The 20,943-nt window shown below is 72.5% G+C and carries 21 protein-coding genes and 1 pseudogene; 13 read left to right on the top strand and 9 right to left on the bottom strand.

Going from position 1 to position 20,943, the window contains the following annotated elements; genetic code table 11:
* Nucleotides 1–2 precede the first annotated feature (2 nt).
* Both ACIHCM_RS31970 and ACIHCM_RS31965 read left to right on the top strand, forming a co-directional pair.
* Nucleotides 3–728 (top strand): vWA domain-containing protein, encoded by a 726-nt coding sequence (locus ACIHCM_RS31970; RefSeq protein WP_399903584.1) that lies wholly within the window; start codon nucleotides 3–5, stop codon nucleotides 726–728.
* Nucleotides 729–930: 202 nt separating this feature from the next.
* Nucleotides 931–2,565: a cytochrome bc complex cytochrome b subunit gene (locus tag ACIHCM_RS31965; protein ID WP_399903581.1), complete on the top strand. Its 1,635-nt coding sequence runs from the start codon at nucleotides 931–933 to the stop codon at nucleotides 2,563–2,565.
* Here ACIHCM_RS31965 and ACIHCM_RS31960 read toward each other — a convergent pair.
* Together ACIHCM_RS31960 and ACIHCM_RS31955 are read right to left on the bottom strand one after the other, a co-directional pair.
* Entirely contained in the window at nucleotides 2,549–3,505 is a 957-nt protein-coding gene (locus ACIHCM_RS31960; RefSeq protein ID WP_399903578.1) for an acyl-CoA dehydrogenase family protein, read from the bottom strand. The genes ACIHCM_RS31965 and ACIHCM_RS31960 overlap by 17 nt on opposite strands.
* On the bottom strand, nucleotides 3,505–4,644 hold the full coding sequence (locus ACIHCM_RS31955) for an acyl-CoA dehydrogenase family protein (protein ID WP_399903574.1): 1,140 nt from the start codon (nucleotides 4,642–4,644) through the stop codon (nucleotides 3,505–3,507). Before ACIHCM_RS31955 ends, ACIHCM_RS31960 begins: the two co-directional genes overlap by 1 nt.
* A gap of 75 nt (nucleotides 4,645–4,719) precedes the next feature.
* On the opposite strand from ACIHCM_RS31955, the gene ACIHCM_RS31950 reads away from it, so the two are divergent.
* From ACIHCM_RS31950 to ACIHCM_RS31940, 3 genes are read left to right on the top strand one after another with little or no spacing between them, the layout of a single operon-like run.
* The gene (locus ACIHCM_RS31950) at nucleotides 4,720–5,508 is read left to right on the top strand and encodes an SDR family oxidoreductase (RefSeq protein ID WP_399903571.1); all 789 of its coding nucleotides are present in this window, start codon (nucleotides 4,720–4,722) and stop codon (nucleotides 5,506–5,508) included.
* Nucleotides 5,509–5,524: 16 nt separating this feature from the next.
* On the top strand, nucleotides 5,525–6,139 hold the full coding sequence (locus ACIHCM_RS31945; protein ID WP_399903568.1) for a TetR/AcrR family transcriptional regulator: 615 nt from the start codon (nucleotides 5,525–5,527) through the stop codon (nucleotides 6,137–6,139).
* Between the two features lie 33 nt (nucleotides 6,140–6,172).
* The gene (locus ACIHCM_RS31940) at nucleotides 6,173–7,330 is read left to right on the top strand and encodes an acetyl-CoA C-acetyltransferase (protein ID WP_399903566.1); all 1,158 of its coding nucleotides are present in this window, start codon (nucleotides 6,173–6,175) and stop codon (nucleotides 7,328–7,330) included.
* Here the strand turns inward: ACIHCM_RS31940 and ACIHCM_RS31935 are convergent.
* From ACIHCM_RS31935 to ACIHCM_RS31920, 4 genes are read right to left on the bottom strand one after another with little or no spacing between them, the layout of a single operon-like run.
* Nucleotides 7,314–8,372 carry an NAD(P)H-dependent flavin oxidoreductase gene (locus ACIHCM_RS31935; protein WP_399903563.1) on the bottom strand — a complete coding sequence of 353 codons (1,059 nt, stop codon included), beginning with the start codon at nucleotides 8,370–8,372 and terminating at the stop codon, nucleotides 7,314–7,316. The genes ACIHCM_RS31940 and ACIHCM_RS31935 overlap by 17 nt on opposite strands.
* Nucleotides 8,372–9,115 (bottom strand): CoA-transferase subunit beta, encoded by a 744-nt coding sequence (locus tag ACIHCM_RS31930; RefSeq protein ID WP_399903560.1) that lies wholly within the window; start codon nucleotides 9,113–9,115, stop codon nucleotides 8,372–8,374. The genes ACIHCM_RS31935 and ACIHCM_RS31930 overlap by 1 nt, the downstream gene beginning before the upstream one ends.
* On the bottom strand, nucleotides 9,112–10,023 hold the full coding sequence (locus tag ACIHCM_RS31925; RefSeq protein WP_399903621.1) for a CoA transferase subunit A: 912 nt from the start codon (nucleotides 10,021–10,023) through the stop codon (nucleotides 9,112–9,114). The genes ACIHCM_RS31930 and ACIHCM_RS31925 overlap by 4 nt, the downstream gene beginning before the upstream one ends.
* Before the next feature lie 47 nt (nucleotides 10,024–10,070).
* Nucleotides 10,071–10,826, bottom strand: a complete 756-nt coding sequence (locus ACIHCM_RS31920; protein ID WP_399903558.1) for an enoyl-CoA hydratase family protein — start codon at nucleotides 10,824–10,826, stop codon at nucleotides 10,071–10,073.
* Nucleotides 10,827–10,913: 87 nt separating this feature from the next.
* Here ACIHCM_RS31920 and ACIHCM_RS31915 point away from each other — a divergent pair, with 87 nt between their 5' ends.
* A complete protein-coding gene (locus tag ACIHCM_RS31915) occupies nucleotides 10,914–11,729 on the top strand; it encodes an SDR family oxidoreductase (RefSeq protein ID WP_399903555.1) in 816 nt (271 codons plus the stop codon).
* Between the two features lies 1 nt (nucleotide 11,730).
* A complete protein-coding gene (locus tag ACIHCM_RS31910) occupies nucleotides 11,731–12,648 on the top strand; it encodes an SDR family oxidoreductase (RefSeq protein WP_399903552.1) in 918 nt (305 codons plus the stop codon).
* A gap of 3 nt (nucleotides 12,649–12,651) precedes the next feature.
* On the opposite strand, the gene ACIHCM_RS31905 is transcribed toward ACIHCM_RS31910, so the two are convergent.
* Both ACIHCM_RS31905 and ACIHCM_RS31900 read right to left on the bottom strand, forming a co-directional pair.
* Nucleotides 12,652–13,632: a hydroxyacid dehydrogenase gene (locus tag ACIHCM_RS31905; protein WP_399903619.1), complete on the bottom strand. Its 981-nt coding sequence runs from the start codon at nucleotides 13,630–13,632 to the stop codon at nucleotides 12,652–12,654.
* A gap of 38 nt (nucleotides 13,633–13,670) precedes the next feature.
* Nucleotides 13,671–13,844, bottom strand: a pseudogene (locus ACIHCM_RS31900) (carbohydrate ABC transporter permease); the annotation flags it as partial.
* Nucleotides 13,845–14,154: 310 nt separating this feature from the next.
* On the opposite strand from ACIHCM_RS31900, the gene ACIHCM_RS31895 reads away from it, so the two are divergent.
* The gene (locus ACIHCM_RS31895; protein WP_399903550.1) at nucleotides 14,155–14,553 is read left to right on the top strand and encodes a polysaccharide lyase beta-sandwich domain-containing protein; all 399 of its coding nucleotides are present in this window, start codon (nucleotides 14,155–14,157) and stop codon (nucleotides 14,551–14,553) included.
* A 31-nt stretch (nucleotides 14,554–14,584) separates the two neighbouring features.
* Here the strand turns inward: ACIHCM_RS31895 and ACIHCM_RS31890 are convergent, their stop codons facing one another.
* Nucleotides 14,585–15,481: a hypothetical protein gene (locus ACIHCM_RS31890; RefSeq protein WP_399903547.1), complete on the bottom strand. Its 897-nt coding sequence runs from the start codon at nucleotides 15,479–15,481 to the stop codon at nucleotides 14,585–14,587.
* A gap of 164 nt (nucleotides 15,482–15,645) precedes the next feature.
* Here ACIHCM_RS31890 and ACIHCM_RS31885 point away from each other — a divergent pair, with 164 nt between their 5' ends.
* From ACIHCM_RS31885 to pepN, 5 genes are all read left to right on the top strand, one after another.
* A complete protein-coding gene (locus tag ACIHCM_RS31885) occupies nucleotides 15,646–16,440 on the top strand; it encodes a S1 family peptidase (protein ID WP_399903545.1) in 795 nt (264 codons plus the stop codon).
* A 97-nt stretch (nucleotides 16,441–16,537) separates the two neighbouring features.
* Complete coding sequence (locus tag ACIHCM_RS31880; protein WP_399903542.1) at nucleotides 16,538–16,981, top strand: GNAT family N-acetyltransferase; 444 nt, start codon at nucleotides 16,538–16,540, stop codon at nucleotides 16,979–16,981.
* A gap of 43 nt (nucleotides 16,982–17,024) precedes the next feature.
* The gene (locus ACIHCM_RS31875) at nucleotides 17,025–17,375 is read left to right on the top strand and encodes a chorismate mutase (RefSeq protein ID WP_399903540.1); all 351 of its coding nucleotides are present in this window, start codon (nucleotides 17,025–17,027) and stop codon (nucleotides 17,373–17,375) included.
* Between the two features lie 137 nt (nucleotides 17,376–17,512).
* Nucleotides 17,513–18,049, top strand: a complete 537-nt coding sequence (locus ACIHCM_RS31870) for a two-component system response regulator (protein WP_399903537.1) — start codon at nucleotides 17,513–17,515, stop codon at nucleotides 18,047–18,049.
* 116 nt (nucleotides 18,050–18,165) lie between these two features.
* Nucleotides 18,166–20,661 carry an aminopeptidase N gene (gene pepN / locus ACIHCM_RS31865; RefSeq protein ID WP_399903534.1) on the top strand — a complete coding sequence of 832 codons (2,496 nt, stop codon included), beginning with the start codon at nucleotides 18,166–18,168 and terminating at the stop codon, nucleotides 20,659–20,661.
* Nucleotides 20,662–20,943: the final 282 nt, after the last annotated feature.

The following is a 20,943-nucleotide window of genomic DNA, read 5'->3' as shown; positions in this document are numbered from 1 at the left end:
GCGTGGCAGCCATGAGTCTCATCAAGGTCGAGCAGAGCGCGCCGGCGCTCGTGAACCTGTACAAGAGCGCCGCGGTCTCGCTCACCAAGCACGGCCTGGAGGGACAGCGGGCCGCCGTGTACCTCGTGGTCGACTACTCGGGGTCGATGAAGCCGTACTACAGGGACGGCAGTGTCCAGGCGCTGGCCGACCGCGTGCTGGGGTTGTCCGCGCATCTCGACGACGACGGCAGGGTGCCGGTGGTGTTCTTCTCGACGGACGTCGACGCCGTCACGGACATCGCTCTCGACGACCACGAGGGGCGGATCGAGCGGATCGTGGCCGGCCTCGGGCACATGGGCAGGACCAGCTACCACCTGGCCATGGACGCCGTCATCGACCACTACCTCGACAGCGGCTCCCGGGAGCCCGCCCTCGTCGTCTTCCAGACCGACGGCGGTCCGGTCAACAAGCTCGCCGCCGAGAAGTTCCTGTGCAAGGCGGCGACCCTCCCCCTGTTCTGGCAGTTCATCGGCTTCGGTGACCCGGACAGCAAGCACTTCGACTTCCTGCGCAGGCTCGACGAGCTGCCCGTGCCGGATCGGCGGGTGGTCGACAACGCCGGGTTCTTCCACGCCGGAGAGGACCCGCGGCAGGTGTCCGACGCCGAGCTGTACGACCGTCTCGTGAGCGAGTTCCCCCAGTGGCTGGCGGCCGCGCGGGAGCGGGGGATCGTACGGACCGGCTGAGCCGCCCGACGCCGGCTGTGACCGCCTGCCGGGCGCTCGCGACCGTCCGCGACCGTGCGAGATCGCCCCCAGACCTCCGGAGACCGCCTGAGACCGGCTTGGACCGGCTTGGACCGGCTGAGATCTTTCGCGCACCTTTAACTTGAGGGCTCCACCGTGGCACCCTGAGGATGATCCGGCCCGACGGGGAGGACGGCGGCTGATGGACGGCGCACGATCGGTGAACGCGGCCACGGGCAGGGGGAGTTCCCCGGCCCGGGGCGAGAAGCTGGCCGACTGGGCCGACGGGCGTCTCGGGCTCTACGCGCTCGCCAAGGCCAACATGCGCAAGGTCTTCCCGGACCACTGGTCGTTCATGCTGGGCGAGGTCTGTCTCTACAGCTTCCTGGTCCTCATCCTCACCGGGGTCTACCTCACGCTGTTCTTCGAGCCGAGCAGCGCCGAGGTGGTGTACGAGGGGTCCTACACGCCGCTCAACGGCATCGTGATGACCCGCGCGTTCGAGTCCACCCTGGAGATCAGCTTCGACGTCCGGGGCGGCCTGCTGATCCGGCAGATCCACCACTGGGCGGCGCTGGTCTTCGTCGCCGGAATGCTCGTGCACATGATGCGGGTGTTCTTCACCGGCGCCTACCGCAAGCCCCGCGAGATCAACTGGGTGTTCGGCTGGACCCTGCTGATGCTCGGCATCATCACCGGCCTCACCGGCTACTCGCTCCCCGACGACCTGCTCTCCGGCACCGGCCTGCGCTTCGCCCAGGGCGCCATCCTGTCCATCCCGGTCGTGGGCACCTACGTGTCGTTCTTCCTGTTCGGCGGGGAGTTCCCGGGGCACGACATCATCTCGCGGCTGTTCCCGATCCATGTGCTGCTGCTGCCGGGGATCATGCTCGGCCTGGTGGTGGCCCATCTGATCCTGGTCGTCTACCACAAGCACACCCAGTACCCCGGCCCCGGCCGGGACGAGAAGTCCGTGATCGGCATGCCCTTCCTGCCGGTCTACATGGCCAAGGCCGGCGGCTTCTTCTTCCTGGTCTTCGGCGCCCTCGCGATGATGGGCGGACTCGCGCAGATCAACCCCGTGTGGGCGTTCGGCCCCTACCGCGCCGACCTCGTCACCACCGGTGCCCAGCCCGACTGGTACCTGGGCTTCTCCGAGGGCCTGATCCGGGTGATGCCGGGATGGGAGATAGACCTCGGGGGTCATACGCTCGTCCTCGGCGTCTTCATCCCCTTCGCGCTCTTCCCGCTGATCCTGGCCGCCATCGGCGTCTACCCGTTCGTCGAGGCCTGGATCACCGGCGACAAACGCGAGCACCACCTCCTGGAACGGCCGCGCAACGCCCCCGTCCGCACCGGCCTCGGCGTCGCCTGGCTCACCCTGTACGTGGTCTGCCTGATCGGCGGCGGCAACGACATCGTCGCCACCCATCTGCATCTGTCGATCAACGCCATCACCTGGTTCGTCCGGATCGCCTTCTTCGTCGCGCCGGTGCTGGCGTTCGTCGTCACCAAGCGGATCTGCCTGGGCCTGCAGCGCCGCGACCGCGAGAAGGTGCTGCACGGCCGGGAGACCGGCACCATCAAACGGCTGCCGCACGGCGAGTACATCGAGGTCCACGAACCCCTCAGCCAGGCCGACCGGTACGCCCTCACCCAGCACGAGCAGCCGCAGCCCTACGAGATCGGCCCGCGGGTCGACGCGAACGGTGTCCGGCGGCCCGTCACCGTCGCCCAGCGGGTGCGCGCGAGGCTGGCCCGCGCCATGTTCGGGCCCGACAGCCACATCCCGAAGCCGACGCCGGAGGAGTACCGGGAGATCACGCGCGGGCACTGAGAACGACGTCCCGGCACTCGTCCGGCCCGCCCCAGGCACCGCGCAGGGCGCGCGCCTTGGTCAGCCACAGGGACAGGTCGTACTCCGCCGTGTAGCCGATCGCCCCGTGCAACTGGAGTGCCGTACGGGCCGTGGTGTATGCCGCCTCGCACGCCGTGACCTTGGCGGCGGCCACGTCGGCGGGGCGCAGGGTCAGCGCCGCGCCGTACAGCAGCGGGCGCGCGAAGTCCAGGGCGATCCGCGCGTCGGCCAGCCGGTGCTTGACCGCCTGGAACGACCCGACGGCCACACCGAACTGGGTGCGTTGCCTGACGTACGCGACGGTCCTGTCGAGCAGCGCGAGCCCCACGCCGAGAGCCTGGGCGGCGGTGGCCAGGCGCGCCCAGGTGAGGGCCTGTTCCACGGGTGGGGTGGGGGAGAGCAGCTCGCCACCGGGGAGCAGGGGGGTGAGACGGCGGGCCGGGTCCAGGGAGGGACGGGCCGGGGCGGCGGGACCGGCGGAGAGGCGCAGGCCGTCGGGGGTGAGGGACAGGTGGGTGGTGGCCGTGTCGCCGTCGAGGGCGTACGGGGAGTCCACGGGCGTCAGCGTGGCCATCGTCGTGCCCGCCGCCAGGGACGGCAGGAAACGCTTGGCGAGGGCCGGTTCGGTGAGCAGCGCTGCGGCCGCGACCGTCTCGACCAGCGGGCCCGGGACGGCGTGCCGGCCCAACTCGACGAATGCGACCGCCAGTTCCACGGGGCGCAGGCCCAGTCCGTCGTACTCCTCCGGTACGGCCAGCGCGAAGACGCCCGCCTCGGCGATACGGGACCACAGCGCGCGCCCGGGCGCGGGGTCCCCGCGGCTCCAGTCCCGGATCACGGCGGGCGTGCCCGCGGAGGTGAGCCGGGCGTCGAGGGAGGCCGCGAAGGCGCGCTGGCCGGGGTCGAGCAGGAAGCGCATCAGCGGCGTCCCTTCGGCAGGCCCAGCAGGCGCTCGGCGATGATGTCGCGCTGGATCTCGTTGGTGCCGGCGTAGATCGGGCCGGCCAGGGCGAACAGATACGGCTCGGACCACGGGGTGCCCGCCAGCTCGCCCTCCGGGCCGAGGAGGTCGAGGGCGGTCTCGTGCAGCGCGATGTCGTACTCCGACCAGAACACCTTGTTGAGGCTGGACTCCGCGCCGAGCGGCTCGCCGTCGAGGAAACGGCAGGCGGCGGCGTAGGTGAAGAGCTGGTAGGCGCGGGCGCCGATCAGGGCGTCGGCCACGCGGGCGCGGCCGGCGTGCGGACTGCCGTGGGCCTGCCACAGCCCGTGCAGGCGGTCGGCGGCGGCCAGGAAACGGCCCGGGGAACGGAGCGTGAGGCCACGCTCGTTCGCCGCTGTCGACATGGCGACATTCCAGCCCTGGCCCGGCTCGCCGATCACGTCCTCGTCGGGGACGAAGACCTCGTCCAGGAACAGCTCGGCGAAGGCCGGCTTGCCGTCCAGGCGGGCGATCGGCCGGACGGTGACGCCGTGCGCGTGCAGGTCGAACATCAGGTACGTCAGCCCCTGGTGGGGTTTCGGTGGGTGCGGCTCGCTGCGGAACAGGCCGAAGGCGTGGTCGGCGAAGGGGGCGCGGGAGGACCAGGTCTTCTGCCCGGACAGCAGCCAGCCGCCGTCGGTGCGGACGGCTCGCGACCTGAGCGACGCGAGGTCGGAGCCCGCCTCCGGCTCCGACCAGGCCTGCGCCCAGACGGTGCGGCCCGCGGCCATGGGGGGCAGGACGCGGGCCCGCTGCTCCTGCGTGCCATGGGCGAAGAGGGTGGGGGCGAGGAGGTGGATGCCGTTCTGCCCGACGCGGGCCGGAGCGCCGGCCGCGTAGTACTCCTCCTCGAAGATCAGCCACCGCACGAGCCCGCTGTCCCGGCCGCCGTACGCCGCGGGCCAGTCGACCACCGACCACCGGTCCGCGGCCAGCTCCGCCTCCCACGCGCGGTGCGCCGCGAAGCCCTCGGCGGTCTCCAGCGACGGCAGGGGCGTGCGCGGGACATGGGCGTCGAGCCAGGCACGGGCGGTGGCGCGGAATGCCTCGTCGGCGGCGGAATGGGTCAGGTCCACGGTCGCCGTCCCTCCCTCGGTTCGCCGGTCCCCGGATTCTTCCCTAACAAGTGTTTGGTAGGTTAGCGTGGTCGTATGACAGACGTCGAGGGCCCGGCGTACCAGTCCGGGCACGGGCTGCTCCGCGGGCGCAGCGCCGTCATCACCGCGGCGGCGGGCGCCGGGATCGGCGGCGCGACCGCCCGCAGGTTCCTGGAGGAGGGCGCGCGTGTGCTGATCAGCGACGCCCACGCGCGCCGCCTGAAGGAGTACCAGACCGCGCTGGCGGGGGAGTTCGGCGCGGAGTCGGTCTCCGCGCTGGCCTGTGACGTCACCGACGAGAGCCAGGTGCGGACGCTGTTCGACGCCGCCGTGGCCGCGTACGGGCGGCTGGACGTCGTGGTCAACAACGCGGGACTGGGCGGCACGTCGGCGCTCGTCGACATGACCGACGAGCAGTGGTCCCGCGTCCTCGACGTGACGCTGAACGGCACGTTCCGGTGTACCCGGGCCGCCCTGCGCTCGATGCGGGCCACCGGCGGCGGGGTGATCGTCAACAACGCCTCGGTCGCCGGCTGGCGCGCCCAGGCCGGGCAGGCCCACTACGCCGCCGCGAAGGCCGGCGTGATGGCACTGACCCGGTGCGCAGCGATCGAGGCCGCGGAGTACGGAGTGCGCGTCAACGCGGTCGCGCCCAGCCTCGCCATGCATCCGCACCTGGCGAAGGTGACCACCCCCGGGCTGCTCGCGGAACTGACCGCGCGCGAGGCCTTCGGGCGGTACGCGCAGCCCTGGGAGGTGGCCAACGTGATCGTGTTCCTGGCCTCGGGCTACTCCTCGTACCTGACCGGAGAGGTCGTCTCCGTCAGCAGCCAGCACCCGTAGGACCACAATGGATGCCGTGCCGACCAAGAAGAGCCCCCAGGTGAGCGTCTCCGCACCGGCGCGCCGCCACGAACTCCTGCGCACCGCCGCCGAGGTGTTCGCCGAGCAGGGGTACAACGCCACGACCGTCCGGACCATCGCCGACCACGCGGGCATGCTCGCGGGCAGCCTCTACTACCACTTCGACTCCAAGGAGTCGATGCTGGAGGAGATCCTGCGCACCTTCCTCGACGAGCTCTGGGACGGCTACGACGCCGTCCTGGACGCCGGGCTCGGCGCGCGGGAGACGCTTCAGGCGCTGGTCACCGAGTCGTTCCGGGAGATCGACCGGCACCGCGCGGCCGTCGCGATCTACCAGAAGGAGTCCAGGCAGCTGGCGGCGCAGGAGCGGTTCGCGTTCCTCGCCGAGTCGCAGCGCAAGTTCGAGAAGGCGTGGCTGGCCACGCTGGAACGAGGGGTCGCCGACCGGGTCTTCCGGGACGACCTCGACGTCCGGCTCACCTACCGGTTCGTGCGGGACACCGTGTGGGTCGCCGCGTCCTGGTACCGGCCGGGCGGACAGCACAGTCCGGAGGAGATCGCCCGGCAGTACCTGTCGATGGTGCTGGACGGGATCGCCGTACGCACATGAATCGGGTCGCACACCACTCGCTGGGGAGTCGTCATGGCCGAGGCCTACATCGTCGAAGCGGTCCGCACGCCCGTCGGGCGACGCGGGGGAGGGCTCGGCGGGGTCCACCCGGCCGACCTGGGCGCGCACGTGCTCAAGGAACTGTTCGCGCGGTCCAGTGTGGATCCGGCGGCCGTCGAGGACGTCGTGTTCGGCTGCCTGGACACGGTCGGGCCGCAGGCCGGGGACATCGCGCGGACCTGCTGGCTGGCCGCCGGACTGCCCGAGGAGGTGCCGGGGGTCACCGTCGACCGGCAGTGCGGGTCCTCCCAGCAGGCCGTGCACTTCGCCGCGCAGGCCGTGCTGTCCGGGACGCAGGACCTGGTGGTCGCCGGGGGCGTGCAGAACATGTCGCAGATCCCCATCGCCTACGCCACCCGCCAGGCCGCCGAACCGCTGGGCTTCACGCAGGGACCGTTCGCGGGCAGCGAGGGCTGGCGCGCGCGGTACGGGGACCGGCCGGTGAACCAGTTCGCCGGGGCCGAGATGATCGCCGCGAAGTGGGGGATCAGCCGGCCGGACCAGGAGGAGTTCGCCCTGCGCTCCCACCGGCGGGCGGTGCGGGCGATCGACGAGGGGCGCTTCGCCCGCGAGACCGTCCCGTACGGGGACGTGACCGTCGACGAGGGCCCGCGGCGGGACACCTCGCTGGAGAAGATGGCCGCGCTGAAACCGGTCATCGACGGCGGCACCGTGACCGCCGCCTGCTCGTCCCAGGTCTCCGACGGCGCGGCGGCGCTGCTGCTCGCCTCGGAGCGGGCGGTTCGCGAACACGGGCTGACGCCGCGCGCCCGCGTCCATCACCTCTCGGTGCGCGGCGAGGACCCGATCCGCATGCTGACCGCGCCCATCCCGGCCACCGCCCACGCCCTGAAGAAGACCGGCCTCACCCTGGACGACATCGACCTCGTCGAGATCAACGAGGCGTTCGCGCCGGTCGTCCTGGCCTGGCTGAAGGAGACCGGCGCCGACCCCGGCAAGGTCAACGTCAACGGCGGCGCGATCGCCCTCGGGCACCCGCTCGGCGCCACCGGCGCCAAGCTGATGACGACGCTGCTGCACGAACTGGAGCGCACCGGCGGCCGGTTCGGCCTCCAGACGATGTGCGAGGGCGGCGGACAGGCCAACGTGACGATCATCGAGCGGGTCTGAGTCCGTCCAGCAACTTCAGCACCGCCTCCGCCTCCCCGGTGATCCGCTCCATCAGCTCCGCGCACGACGGCAGGTCGTCGATCACCCCGGCGACCTGGCCGGAGGCCATGACCCCGAGATCCGTCCGGCCGTCCACCATGGACGCCTTCAGCAGCATGGGCGTGTTCGCCGCCAGCAGGACCTGGCCCCAGGTCAGGTTCTTGCCGTGCTTCATGGCGAGGCCTTCCTGAACCATACGGCGCCAGGTGAGGCCGGAGAGCCGCCGGAAACCGGCCGCCCGGTGGACGGCCCGCAGGAGTCTGCCGGCCCGCCCGGATCTCTCCAGGGCGTCGACGAGGTCGGTGCGCAGCATGCGGTGGGGCAGGCCGTCGAGCGCGGTCGTGACCACGACGTCCCCGGCCGACGCCGCCAGGTACCTCGCCTTCACAGCGTCCGGCACCGTCGAGTCCGACGTCAGCAGGAACCGCGTCCCCATCGCCACGCCCGCCGCCCCGTACGCCAGCGCCGCGACCAGTCCCCGCCCGTCGAAGAAGCCGCCCGCCGCCACGACCGGGATGTCCACGGCGTCCACCACCTGCGGCAACAGCACTGTCGTCGCCACCTCGCCGGTGTGCCCGCCGCCCTCGCCGCCCTGCACGATCACCGCGTCCGCGCCCCAGGCCGCGACCTTCTCGGCATGGCGCCGCGCGCCGACCGACGGGATGACGACCACGCCCGACTCCTTCAGCGTGGTGATCAGGCGGGGAGAGGGTGCCAGGGCGAAGGACGCGACCCGGACCCCCTCCTCGATCATGATCTGTACGCGGTCGGCCGCGTCCCGCGCGTCCGCGCGCAGGTTGACCCCGAACGGCGCCGTCGTGCGCGCCCTTACCTCCCGTATCGCCTCGCGCAGCCGGTCGGGCGTCATCGTGGCGGACGCCAGGATGCCCAGCGCCCCCGCGTTCGCCGTCGCCGCGACGAGGCGGGGCCCCGCCACCCAGCCCATCCCGGTCTGCACGACCGGGTGGCGCACGCCGGCCAGCCTGGTGAGTGCCGTCTCCATCAGGACCGCACCTCCCGCTCCCGGCTGCCCGCCGGGTCGAGCACCTCGCGGATCAGGCGCAGCTCCTCGGGGTCGGGGGCGCGGGTCTGCGGTACGCCGGCCGGGATCGTGAGCGCGAATCCGGTCGCCTCCCCGACCTCCTCCACGGTCACCCCGGGGTGCAGGGAGGCGAGCCGCATGGAACGGTCCGGCGTCGCGAAGTCGAAGACACCGAGATTCGAGACGACCCGGGCCAGGTGGTGGAAGCGGGCCGTCGCCGGATGCCGGGCGGCACGGTCGTGCCCGACCCCGCACACCATGTCGACGCGCTCCACGAACACCCGGCGGGAGTGCCGGGGGATCCAGTAACTCGTCGGGTTGTTCAGCGTGTTGACCGGCGCTCCGCGCACGCCGAGCAGCTGCCGGGACGGCTTGGCCCACTCACCGATGCAGGAGATGTTCTGGTTGCCGTAGCGGTCGATCTGGCTGGCGCCCATCATCACGTGCCGCCGGCCGCCGGTGACGAGGGTGAGGTGCCGGCGGTACGGCAGCCAGCCCTCGGGGTTGCCGTCGGCGTCCACGAGCGTCGCCTCACCGTCGGTGAGCAGCAGGCCGGGGGCGAAGGTGTGCCGGGCGAGCCGGGCGCCCAGGGAGGGGATCAGGCCCATGGGGCTCGCGAGGATCTCGCCTGCGCCGCGCCAGGCCTCGGCGCAGGCGATCACGCAGTACTCGGCGCGGGTGGGTGCGGGTGCCGTGGGGGTCATGACCGCTCCTCGTGCCCCGGGCGCCCGCCGCACTCCTCGTGCCAGGCGCGGACGGCGGATCGGTACGCGTGCTCGTCCCCGGTGAGGAACCCCGCGGCGAACCGGGACCAGGGCGTGGTCGCGTAGTGCCTCTGGAAGGCCTCGTCCCGCCCGTAGTCCGGAGCGCACGACGTGAAGTGGGCGCCGCCGGGGGCCTCGACGACACCGGTGACCGTGTGCCGTGGCAGAAGCAGTGTCTGGGGAGCGGCGTCCTTCGTCAGCTCGGCCGTGTCCACGATCCGCTCGCAGGAGACGAACGCCGTGCCGGCCGCCGCGCAGAACAGGTCGTCGAAGTACGGGTCGGGGCCCAGATACTGCCCGTTGCCCCGCCGGTCGGCGCGGTTCACATGGACCAGGGCGGCGTCCAGGCGCAGGGCGGGCATGGCGACGAACGTCTCCCCGTCGTCGTAGGGCGACGTGACCGTGCGCAGACCGGGGTTGACCCGCATGACGTCGGAGCCGATCCCGGCCCTCACCGGCAGGAACGGCAGGCGGTTCGCCGCAGCCTGCAGTCCCCACAGGAACATCGCCTCGTCGATCTCCGTCAGCTCCAAGGCCCCGCGTTCGCGCGCCGCGCGGTAGTGCGGTTCGAGCGGGACGGAGTCGAGGGTGGTGAAGGCGGCGACCAGCTTCCGGATCCGGCCGGCCGCGGCGAGCATGCCGACGTCCGGACCGCCGTACGAGACCACGGTGAGATCGGTGATTCCGGTGCGGAGCAGTGCTCTCACCAGGGCCATCGGTTTCCGCCGCGAGCCCCAGCCGCCGATCCCCAGGGTCATGCCGCTCTCCAGCCGGCCCACGGCCTCGTCGACGCTCATCGTCTTGTCGGCCGCTGTCTGGTCGGCCGCTGTCGTCCCGGCCGTCGTCATCTCGGCCGCCGGTGTGTCCGTGGCCGTGCCGGTCGTCGTCTCCGCTGTCACTCCGGTCCCTCCTTCCCGGCCGCCGCGAACGTGCTCCGCAGCCGGTCCGCGGCCCCGCTGAGATTGGCCTCGAAGGTGAAGCCCTGCTCGAAGCGGTAGCTGCGGCGTACGTCGACGGGGTCGATGCCGTTGATCGCCGCCTTGGCCAGGCGCAGCAGCCCGCCGTCCTTGGCGGCGATCTCGCGGGCCAGCTTCAGGGCCGCACCGCGCAGTTCCTCGCGTGGCACCACCCGCCACACCGAACCGTGCGCGTGCAGCTCCGCCGCGCTCGCCGTGCGGGAGGTGTAGTACAGCGCGCGCATGAGGTGCTGCGGGACCAGGCGGGCCAGGTGCGTGGCCGCGCCGAGGGCGCCGCGGTCCAGCTCCGGCAGGCCGAAGGTGGCGTCCTCGCTCGCCACCAGGGCGTCCGCGTTGCCCACGAGCCCGATGCCGCCGCCGAGACAGAAGCCCTGCACGGCCGCCACGACGGGAACCTCGCACTCGTACACCGCCGCGAAGGCCTCCGCGCAGCCGGAGTTGGCGCCGAGCAGCGCGCGGGGGCCCCGCGCCTGTATCTCCTTGATGTCGACCCCCGCGTTGAACCCGCGTCCCTCGGCGGTCAGTACGACACAGCGGACGCCGGGGTCCCGCCCGGCCGCGCGCACCGCGTCCGCCAGCGCGTACCAGCCGTGCACCGGCAGCGCGTTCACCGGTGGGAAGTCGACCGTGACGACGCAGATCCCCTTTTCCGGGGACGAGGTGGAGACACCCATGGCCGCATCAGCTACCTTTCCACCAAACATTTGTTAGGTGTTCGAGGCTTCGAAGCTAGCAGTCGCCGATCCAGCGTGGGAGCCCCTGTGGACAACGCAGCCGTTGTGGACAACTCGCGCTCGCCACGGCTCGACGGCCAAACCGTCGTCGTCACCGGCGGCACGCGAGGGGTCGGGGCCGGGATCGCCCGGGCCTTCTCCGAGGCCGGCGCCGAGGTCGTGACCTGTGCCCGACGGCCACCCGAAGTCCCCGTCCCCGGCGCCCGGTTCGTGCCCCTCGATCTCAGGGAGCCCGCCGCGGTGGGGGACTTCTTCGCCGCGCTGCCCAGGCTGGACGTGCTCGTCAACAACGCCGGAGGCACGCCGTACCGGCTGCTGACCGACGCCGGCGCCGAGCGGCACGCCCGGGTGGTCGAGCTGAACCTGGTGGCGCCGCTGACCGCGTCGCTCGCCGCGTACGAGTCGCTGCGGCGGGCGCGGGGATGCGTGGTGATGATCGGCAGTGTCAGCGGCGGCCGGCCGTCACCCGGGTCGGCCGTGTACGGCGCCGCCAAGGCCGGACTGGAGAGCCTCGCCCGCTCGATGGCGGTGGAGTGGGCGCCCGACGTGCGGGTGAACACCCTCGTCGTCGGCATGGTCCACACCGAGCTGTCGGCCGCGCACTACGGCGGCGAGGACGGCGTCACCGCTGTCTCCCGCACGGTCCCGCTCGGGCGGCTCGCCGAACCGGCCGACGTCGGGGCGGCCGCCGTGTTCCTCGCGTCCGACGCGGCCTCGTACATCAGCGGCGCCAGCCTGCATGTGCACGGCGGCGGCGAGCGCCCCGCGTTCCTGGCCGCAGCCGCAGCCGCCGCTACCACGGCAGCCGCCGCCACCGCCCGTACGCCCCGTCAGGAGGGATGAGATGAGCGTGAGCCGCAGTTGCGAAGGGCGCGTCGTGGTCGTCACCGGGGCCGGACGGGGGCTCGGGCGGGCGCACGCGCTCGCCTTCGCCGCCGAGGGGGCGCAGCTCGTCGTCAACGACCTGGGCGTCGGGCCGGACGGGCGGCCCGGCGCAGCCGACCCGGCCGCACAGGTGGCCGACGAGATCCGCGCGGCGGGCGGCGAAGCCGTCGTGCACGCCGGTGACATCGCCACCGCCGAGGGCGCCGCCTCCCTGATCAGGGCCGCTCTGGACACCTATGGCCGCCTCGACACACTGGTCAACAACGCCGGATTCCTGCGCGACCGCATGCTGGTCAACCTCGACGAGGACGACTGGGACGCCGTCCTGCGCGTCCACCTCAAGGGCCACTTCCTGCCGCTGCAGCGGGCCGCCGCGCACTGGCGGGACGAGGCCAAGGCGGGCCGGACACCTGACGCCCGGATCGTCAACACCAGCAGCGGAGCCGGACTGCTGGGCTCGGTCGGGCAGGGCAACTACAGCGCCGCCAAGGCCGGGATCGTCGGGCTGACCCTGGTAGCGGCGGCCGAACTCGGCCGGTACGGCGTCCAGGTCAACGCCGTCGCCCCGGCGGCGCGTACCCGCATGACGGAGCGGACGTTCGCCGAGACCATGGCGGCGCCGGCCGGCGGCTTCGACGCCATGGCTCCGGAGAACGTGTCCCCGCTGGTCGTCTGGCTCGGGTCCGCCGCCAGCGCGGGCGTCACCGGCCGGGTGTTCGAGGCGGAGGGCGGTCGTGTCACGGTGATGGAGGGGTGGCGAGCAGGGCCCACGGCGGACAAGGGGGCGCGGTGGGACGTGGCCGGCCTGGACGAGGTGGTACGAGGGCTGCTGGCCGCGTCCCGGACGCCGGCGCCGGTGTACGGCAGCCGGCGGTGAACGTCACGCGGAGCGCGTGAGGTCCTCCGCGCGGACCGGGGCCGTGTACGGCAGACCCCGCGCGTAGCGCTCCAGTTCGTCCAGTGCCGTGTGGGTCATGCGGTGCAGCTCGTTGCCGAGGGAGCCGGCGATGTGCGGTGTGAGCAGGACGTTGGGCAGGTCGTACAGGGGTGAGGAGGGGGCCAGGACCTCGGGCTCCGTGACGTCCAGGACCGCGTTCAGACGGCCGGAGACGAGTTCGTCGGTGAGTGCGGCGGTGTCGACCAGCGAACCGCGGGCCGTGTTGATCAGGGTGGCGCCGTCGGGCAGGAGCGCCAGGCGGTCACGGTCGAACAGGTGGCGGGTCTGCGGAAGTTCGGGCGCGTGGACGGTGACGATGCCGCTGGACATCACCAGCGTGTCCAGGGGGACCGCGCAGACGCCCAGGGCGGTCGCCTCACCGGCGCTGACAAAGGGGTCGTACAGCAGCACCCGCAGGTCGTAGGGCCGCAGCAGCTCGATCACCCGGCGCCCGATCCGCGAGGCCCCGACGACGCCCACGGTGCGGCCGTGGTTGCCGCCGTCGCCGACGACGTCGAGGGCGTTCACCCAGGCGCGCTTCTCGCGGTAGACGTGTGCCGCGCGCAGGACGCGCTTGCCGGAGAAGAGGATCGCGGCGACCGTGTACTCGGCGACGGGCAGGGCGTTGGCGGCCGCCGCCGAGGTGACGGTGAGCCCCCGTTCCCAGCAGGCCGGTGTGATGTGGGGCTTGACCGAGCCCGCCGCGTGCACGACCGTGCGCAGGGCGGGCATCCGGGCGAGCGCCCCCGCGGTGAGCGGTGGGCAGCCCCAGCCGGTCAGCAGGACCTCGGCCCCGGCGAGGGCGGTTGCCGCCGCCGGGTCGGCGAAGTCGTGCACGACCAGGGACGGATCGGTGTCGGCGAGCGTCGTCAGCCGGTCGAGGGCGGGCCCGTCGAACAGCGCCTCCCGCACGGGTGGGTCCATGGCGAGCACGGTGCGGGGGCGGCGGTGCGGGGACGGGGTCACTTGACGGCTCCTGCGGTCAGGCCCGAGCGCCAGTGGCGCTGCAGTGTGAGGAAGGCGACGGCGAGCGGTACGACGGACAGCAGCGAGCCCGTGACGACCAGGGCGTACAGCTGCGGTTCCTGCGGCAGGACCGCGTTCCAGGCGAACAGGCCGAGGCCCACCGGGTACACCTCTGGCGCAGTGTGTCGTAGACGTCGGCGGCGGGGGCGGGGGGCGTGGCGTGCGCGGTGCCGTGCGTCATGGCCTGGATCGTGGCCCGAGCCGGAAGCCCGGCCTGCCGAACAGGTCGCCGTTGTTCTTGGTGGCGTTGACCGCCGCCCGAACCCGACACGGACAGCGAGTCTACACCTACTCCGGCAACCTCGGCACCAGCTACCACAGGCTGCGCACCCTCACCGAGGCGTACGCCCAGCCCGGCACCGGCCTGACCGGCGGCACGTCGACCACGGCACCGACCCCACCTGGGACACCTACGCCTACGTGCTGCTGCCCGGCGCGAGCGCTGCGCAGACCGCGGCCCGTGCCGCCGACGGCGGCCGGCTCTCCGTCCTCGCCAACACCAATGAGCAGCAGGGCATCCACGTGCCCTCCCTCGGCTTCACCGGCGTCAACTTCTGGCTGCCCGCCACCGTCGGGGACATCGGCGCCGGCGCACCGGCGAGCGTCATGATCCGCGAGAGCGGCGGCACCGTCACCCTCGGCGTCTCCGGCCCGCCGCGCGACGGTGCGCCGATCGACCTGACCTGGCAACGGGCCGTGTCCGCGGTGACGTCGCACGACCCGGCGGTGCGGGTGCTGGGCACGGGCGTCCGGCTGAGTCTGCGGGTGACCCCGGGGACACTGGGGGCGGTGCACAAGGCGACGGTGACCCTGGGCTGACCCTCGGCCGCCGCCGTGCCTGGGACAGGCCCTAGGTGTCGCACTCCAGCACCGTCCGGCACAGCGCGCAGCGCGCCCGCACCCGGCCCCGCACCGGCACCCGGATCCGCTGGTGACAAGTGGGGCAGGGGAACGAGACCCGCAGCGGGCCGCCGGCGCCGGGGGAGAAGGCGTACGGCGTACCGGGCGCGTCGGACCGGGCGTGGTCGCCCTGGGCGTGGCGGCGGTCGCGAGCATAGCGGCGGCGGCCCGCCCAGCCCGCGGCGGTGAGAGGCGGCTGCTGCTCGTCGTGGTGGGCCAGAGTCATGCCCTTGACGTACGCCGTGTACGCCTGCGGGCTGGTGAACCACGTCGACGGGTCCTCCCCGAACACCAGGGCGCGCTTGGCGAGGACGTACCCGAACTCCTCGGGGGTCAGATAGCCGAGCTTCTGACTCGACGCCGCGTCCTCGCGGTAGGCGTCGAGCAGCAGCCAGCCGGCGCCCAGATACGTCGTCGCGGTGTCCGTGAGGATCTCGTTGTCGCGCGTGCCGGGGAACGACAGGTCCATGCGGTGCAGATAGACGTGCATGATCTCGTGCGCGAGCGCCGCGCCGATGTCCCGGCGATGGGTGCGGAAACGGTCGTTCAGTTCCACGAAGTACTCGGGTCCCGCCGTCAGTTCGACGTTCGCCGCATGGTGCATCTCGCGGAAGCTGACGATCAGCCGGGCGTCCGGCAGCCGGTAGTGCCGGACGAGTTCCCGGGCCACGCGCTGGGCGCCCAGATAGAGGTCGTCGGTGTCACAGAACGCCACGTCCGCCGGGGGGACGCTGGTCGCGAACGTCTGGATCGTGTCGTACGACAGCCGCTTGTAGAGCGCCGTGACGGCGGCCCGCACCGTCTCCAGGTGCGGGTAGCCGTGCTCGACCGGTCCGTCGTTCGCCACGCCCGTACCCCCAAGACGCCGTGAACCCGATTCCACTGTACGAGGGAGAGAGCGGAATTTCGCTCGGCGGGTTGCGCTGCGCCGGCGTGAGATCAGTCCTTGTCATGGACGCCGGTCGATCTTCATACTGGCGAGCCGCCCAATCCGCCACGAAGGGAAGTACGTTGACCCATAACGCGACGACGAGAAACGGTCTGACCCTGGCCAGGAGAGCCGCGGCCGCCGGTGCCGTCGCCCTCGCGGTCGCCAGCCTCCAGCCCGTCAGCGCGCACGCCGCGGACACGCGCATCATCGGAGGCAAGCCCGCCGCGCAGAACGAGTTCCCGTTCATGGTCCACCTCTCGATGGGCTGTGGCGGTGCGCTCTACAAGAAGGACGTCGTCCTGACCGCCGCCCACTGCATGCCCGGCTCCGGCAACAACACCCGCATCACGGTCACCGCGGGCGTCGCCGACCTGAACTCCTCCTCCGCGATCAAGGTCAAGTCGACCAAGGTCAAGGTGGCCCCGGGCTACAACGGCGTCGGCAAGGACTGGGCGCTGATCAAGCTCGCCCGCCCGATCGACAAGCCCACGCTGAAGATCGCCACCACCAACCGCTACAACCGCGGCACCTTCACCATCGCCGGCTGGGGCGACACCCGCGAGGGCGCGAACACCGGCACCACCAAGCTCCAGAAGGCCGCGGTGCCCTTCGTCACCGACCGTGCCTGCAAGTGGCACTACGGCAACCGGCTGGTGACCAAGGAGGAGCTGTGCGCCGGCTACCAGAGCGGCGGCGTCGACACCTGCCAGGGTGACTCCGGCGGCCCCATGTTCCGCAAGGACGACGCCGGCAAGTGGATCCAGGTCGGCATAGTCAGCTGGGGCGACGGCTGCGCCCGCAGCGGAGTTCCCGGCGTGTACACCGAGGTCAGCCACTTCGCCAAGGACATAGCCCTGGCCGCGAACGCCCTGTAGGACCGCGGTTCGGCGGCGGTGGCGGCCAGGCCGGAGTGCCCGCGGGCGCCGGGAGACCCGGTCGCCGGCGGGCGGACCCCCTGGCAGAATCCGGGACGTGACGACCGAACAGCACTCCGCCGGCGCATCCCTCCAGGTCGGCGGCAAGGACGACGACCTGGAGCAGCGCCTCGACGAGGAGCTCACCGCGTACAACACGGCGGCGACCCGCACCGGCCGGCCCGAGGAGATCAGCGTCCGGGTCACCGCCCGCGACGGTGAGCTCCTCGGCGGACTGACCGGGTGGATCTGGGGCGGCCTGTGCGGCGTGGAGATGCTGTGGGTCGGCGCGGACCGGCGGCGCGCGGGGTGGGGCAGCAAGCTGATGCGGGCGGCCGAGGACGAGGCGGTACGGCGCGGCTGCACCGACATGATCGTCTCCTCGTACACCTTCCAGGCCCCGGAGTTCTACCGCAAGCTCGGCTTCCGCGAGGCGGGGCGGCTGCCCGGCGTTCCCGGCGGGCACGAGGACGTGTATCTGCACAAGGTCATCGGACCTTGAGACCGAGGCCCGGACGGAGGCCCGCCGCGTAGGGTGGGCGCCCATGACCACCAGCAACACCACCCCCGGTGACGTCGACCCGGCCGTCCGCGAGGAGCTCTCCCGGCTGCGCGACAGCATCGACAACATCGACGCGGCCGTCGTCCACATGCTCGCCGAGCGTTTCAAATGCACCCAGCAGGTCGGCCGGCTCAAGGCCCTGCACCGGCTGCCGCCCGCCGATCCGGCCCGCGAGGCCCGGCAGATCGACCGGCTGCGGGTCCTCGCCGAGAGCGCCAAGCTGGACCCGGGATTCGCCGAGAAATTTCTGAATTTCATCATCGGCGAAGTGATCAGGCACCACGAGCGCATCGCCGGGGACACGGCGAACGCCGCGGCCCCCGCAGCCGATTGACCTCGGCGGACACCGCCCGTCCGGCCCGGCGCGCGGCCCGGGCGGGCCGTGCCGCACCGTGCACCGATCGTCAGCCTCCGACCACTCCCCGTCAGCACCTCGCATACTCTGGTGCCGACGCCGGAGGGAGTTCGGGCATGAGGTCGGACACCAAGATCCTCATCGTCGACGAGCACGAGGACACGCTGTACGCGCTGGAGAGCGCCCTGGCCCCGCTCGGCCACGACCTGGGCCGCGCCACCAGCGGCGACGAGGCCCTGAAACAGGTGCTCCGCGGCCACGTCGGCCTGCTGCTCCTCGACGTCCTCGGGCCCGGCGCCGACGGCCTGGACGTCGTCCGGTACCTGCGCCGCCTCGAACAGACCCAGCACATCCCGGTCGTCCTGCTCACCGGCTACGGCCCGGACCACGAACTGACCTCCACCGCCTTCGAGCTGGGCGTCGCCGACGTCCTCACCAAACCCGTGGACCCCTGGGCGCTGCGCACCAAGATCCGCTACCTGTACGACGCACACCGGCGTCACCGGGCGCTGGAACGCGAGCTCCGCGAACTACGCGCCCGGACGGAGCCGCCGGTGCGCGGAAAGTCCCCGGCGGCACCGGAGGAGCCCGGCGCACGCCTGCCCGCGCAGCGCGACCGGCGCGAGCAGGCACCGGCACGGGACCACACCTAGGGGCGCGGACGGCGCACCACACGGCCCCGCGCACACCGGCACGCCGCACCGCCCGCAGACCCAGGAAACCGCCCGCCCCTGTCCCGCTGTCACCGCCATCAGGCAGCATGTGAGCCATGTCCGTACTCACGCGCGACGAAGCGCAGACCCGTGCCCGGCTCCTCGACGTCCGCCACTACAGGATCGACCTCGACCTGACCACCGGCGACGAGACCTTCGACTCGCATACGGTGATCGGGTTCACCACGCGCGCGGAGGCGGACACCTTCGTCGAGCTGAAGCCGGCCGCACTGCGCTCGGTGACCCTGGACGGACAGCCCCTGGACCCCGAGACCCTCGACGGCAACCGGCTGCCCCTGAAGAACCTCACCGCGGGCGACCACGAACTGCGCGTCGACGCCGTGATGCGCTACTCCCGCACCGGCGAGGGCATGCACCGATTCACCGACCCCACCGACGGCGAGACGTACGTCTACACCCAGCTGTTCCTCGACGACGTGCAGCGTGTCTTCGCCGCCTTCGACCAGCCCGACCTGAAGGCCGTCTTCGAGCTGTCGGTGAAGGCACCCGACGGCTGGAGCGTCCTCGCCAACGGCATCACCGAACACACCGGCGACGTCTGGAAGGCCGCGCCGACCCCGCCGATCTCCACCTACCTGGTGGCCGTCGCCGCCGGCCCCTGGCACTCGGTGCGCACCGAACACCGCGGGCTGCCCTTCGGCATCCATTGCCGCCGCAGCCTCGCACCCCACCTCGACGCGGACGCCGGCGAGATCCTCGAGGTCACCCGCGCGTGCTTCGACCGCTACCACGAGAAGTTCGAGGAGCCGTACCCCTTCGACTCCTACGACCAGGCGTTCGTCCCCGAGTTCAACGCCGGCGCCATGGAGAACCCGGGCCTGGTCACCTTCCGCGACGAGTTCGTCTACCGCTCCGCCGTCACCGACACCGAACGCCAGACCCGCGCCATGGTCGTCGCCCACGAGATGGCCCACATGTGGTTCGGCGACCTCGTCACCCTCACCTGGTGGGACGACATCTGGCTGAACGAGTCCTTCGCCGAGTACATGGGCTACCAGACCCTCGGCGAAGCCACCCGCTTCTCGGGTGCCTGGACCGAGTTCGGCGTCGTCCGCAAGGGCTGGGGCTACGACGCCGACCAGCGCCCCTCCACCCACCCCGTCGCCCCCGACTCCGTCGCCGACACGGCCTCCGCCCTGCTCAACTTCGACGGCATCTCCTACGCCAAGGGCGCCTCCGCCCTGCGCCAACTCGTCACCTGGCTCGGCGAGAAGGACTTCCTCGCCGGCATCAACACCCACTTCGCCCGGCACCGGTTCGGCAACGCCACCCTCGCCGACTTCATCGACTCCCTGGCCGCCGCCACCGACCGCGACGTGCACGCCTGGGCCGAGGCCTGGCTGCGCACCACCGGCGTCGACACCCTCACCCCGCGCATCACCCCCGGCGCGAACGGCATCTGCACCCTCACCGTCGAGCACACCGGCGGCCGCCCGCACCGCATCGCCGTCGGCCTCTACGACCAGGACCTCGGCGACGAGGGCGGCCGCCTCACCCTGCGCGAACGCCTCGACCTCGACGTCCCGCAGGCCGACGGCCACCCCATCGGCAAGCGCCCCGCGCTGGTGGTCCTCAACGACGGTGACCTCACCTACGCCAAGGTCCGTTTCGACCCGCAGTCCTTCCGGACGGTCCGCGAGGAACTCTCCGGGCTGCCCGGCCCTCTCACCCGCGCGGTGGTGTGGAACGCCCTCAGGGATGCCGTCCGCGACGCCGAACTCCCGCCCCTCGCCTACCTGGAGACCGCCCGCGCCCACCTCCCGCACGAGACCGACCTCGCCCTCGTCCAGGGCGTCCTCGGCTTCGCCACCCGCCAGATCGCCGGCCGCTACCTCACCCCCGAGGAGCGCCCCGCCGCCCTGAGCACCCTCTCCGCCCTCTGCCGCGACCTGCTGCGGCGCACCGAGGACGGCGACAACCCCGGCTTGCGCCTGCTCGCCGTGCGGCACTTCATCGACGTCGCCGCCCACCCCGACGCCATCGCCGCCTGGCTCGCCGACGCCATCGTCCCCGGCGGACCCGAGCTCGACCCCGAGCTGCGCTGGCGCATCCTCGGCCGGCTCGCCGTGCTCGGCGCGACGGACGAGGCCGCCATCGCCGCCGAACTCGAACGCGACCCGAGCGCCACCGGTCAGGAGGGCGCCGCCCGCTGCCGCGCCGCCCTGCCCGACCCGCAGGCCAAGCAGCGGGCCTGGGAGGCGATGTTCGCGCACGACGAGCTGTCCAACTACCTGTTCACGGCCACCGCCCAGGGCTTCTGGCAGCCCGAACAGGCCGACCTGGTGAGCGACTACGTGCCGCGCTACTACGAGGACGCCGTCGCCCTCGCGGCCCGCCGCGGCCCCGCCATGGCCGAGGCCGCCGGCACCTGGGCCTTCCCCGCCCACGCCGTCGGCACCGAGACCCTGCGCCTGGGCGAGGCATGCCTGCGCGTCGCGGAGCCGGGTCCGGCGCTGCGCCGCAAACTGATCGACCAACTGGACGACCTGGCACGGGCGTTGCGCGTACGGGAAGCGTCCAGGTCCGCCTGACACATACCGCCCGGCCCCTGGCTCCGGCGCGCCCGACAGGCAGGCTCCGGCGCCGTCGGGGGCCCGTGTCCGAGGGCGCGGCCCCGCCACGGCCGGTGCTTGGGGGCGGCGGTCTCGGCGAGGTCCGTACCGATGCCGGGCCGGCGGCCAAGGGCAGGTCTGGCGACTGCGACCTGCCCCGCGCGGCCCGGCGCGCACGCTCGGGTGCCCTCGGGGCCCGTGTCCGCGGGCGCGGCTCGTCCAGGGACCGTGCGGGAGCTGGCGGCGGCCCCCCTGCGGTGA

Source organism: Streptomyces sp. NPDC052023, assembly GCF_044548465.1.
Taxonomy (GTDB): domain Bacteria; phylum Actinomycetota; class Actinomycetes; order Streptomycetales; family Streptomycetaceae; genus Streptomyces.
The sequence above is the reverse complement of the archived record's forward strand: the minus strand, read 5'-3'. Positions and strand labels throughout refer to the sequence as shown.

Excerpts from the sequence above, each read along its gene's own strand:
- ACIHCM_RS31965 (WP_399903581.1), top strand. The coding sequence starts at position 931 with ATGGACGGCGCACGATCGGTGAACGCGGCCACGGGCAGGGGGAGTTCC.
- ACIHCM_RS31960 (WP_399903578.1), bottom strand. The coding sequence starts at position 3,505 with ATGCGCTTCCTGCTCGACCCCGGCCAGCGCGCCTTCGCGGCCTCCCTC.
- ACIHCM_RS31950 (WP_399903571.1), top strand. The coding sequence starts at position 4,720 with ATGACAGACGTCGAGGGCCCGGCGTACCAGTCCGGGCACGGGCTGCTC.
- ACIHCM_RS31940 (WP_399903566.1), top strand. The coding sequence starts at position 6,173 with ATGGCCGAGGCCTACATCGTCGAAGCGGTCCGCACGCCCGTCGGGCGA.
- ACIHCM_RS31935 (WP_399903563.1), bottom strand. The coding sequence starts at position 8,372 with ATGGAGACGGCACTCACCAGGCTGGCCGGCGTGCGCCACCCGGTCGTG.
- ACIHCM_RS31930 (WP_399903560.1), bottom strand. The coding sequence starts at position 9,115 with ATGACCCCCACGGCACCCGCACCCACCCGCGCCGAGTACTGCGTGATC.
- ACIHCM_RS31925 (WP_399903621.1), bottom strand. The coding sequence starts at position 10,023 with ATGACGACGGCCGGGACGACAGCGGCCGACCAGACAGCGGCCGACAAG.
- ACIHCM_RS31920 (WP_399903558.1), bottom strand. The coding sequence starts at position 10,826 with ATGGGTGTCTCCACCTCGTCCCCGGAAAAGGGGATCTGCGTCGTCACG.
- ACIHCM_RS31910 (WP_399903552.1), top strand. The coding sequence starts at position 11,731 with ATGAGCGTGAGCCGCAGTTGCGAAGGGCGCGTCGTGGTCGTCACCGGG.
- ACIHCM_RS31905 (WP_399903619.1), bottom strand. The coding sequence starts at position 13,632 with ATGGACCCACCCGTGCGGGAGGCGCTGTTCGACGGGCCCGCCCTCGAC.
- ACIHCM_RS31875 (WP_399903540.1), top strand. The coding sequence starts at position 17,025 with ATGACCACCAGCAACACCACCCCCGGTGACGTCGACCCGGCCGTCCGC.
- ACIHCM_RS31870 (WP_399903537.1), top strand. The coding sequence starts at position 17,513 with ATGAGGTCGGACACCAAGATCCTCATCGTCGACGAGCACGAGGACACG.
- pepN (WP_399903534.1), top strand. The coding sequence starts at position 18,166 with ATGTCCGTACTCACGCGCGACGAAGCGCAGACCCGTGCCCGGCTCCTC.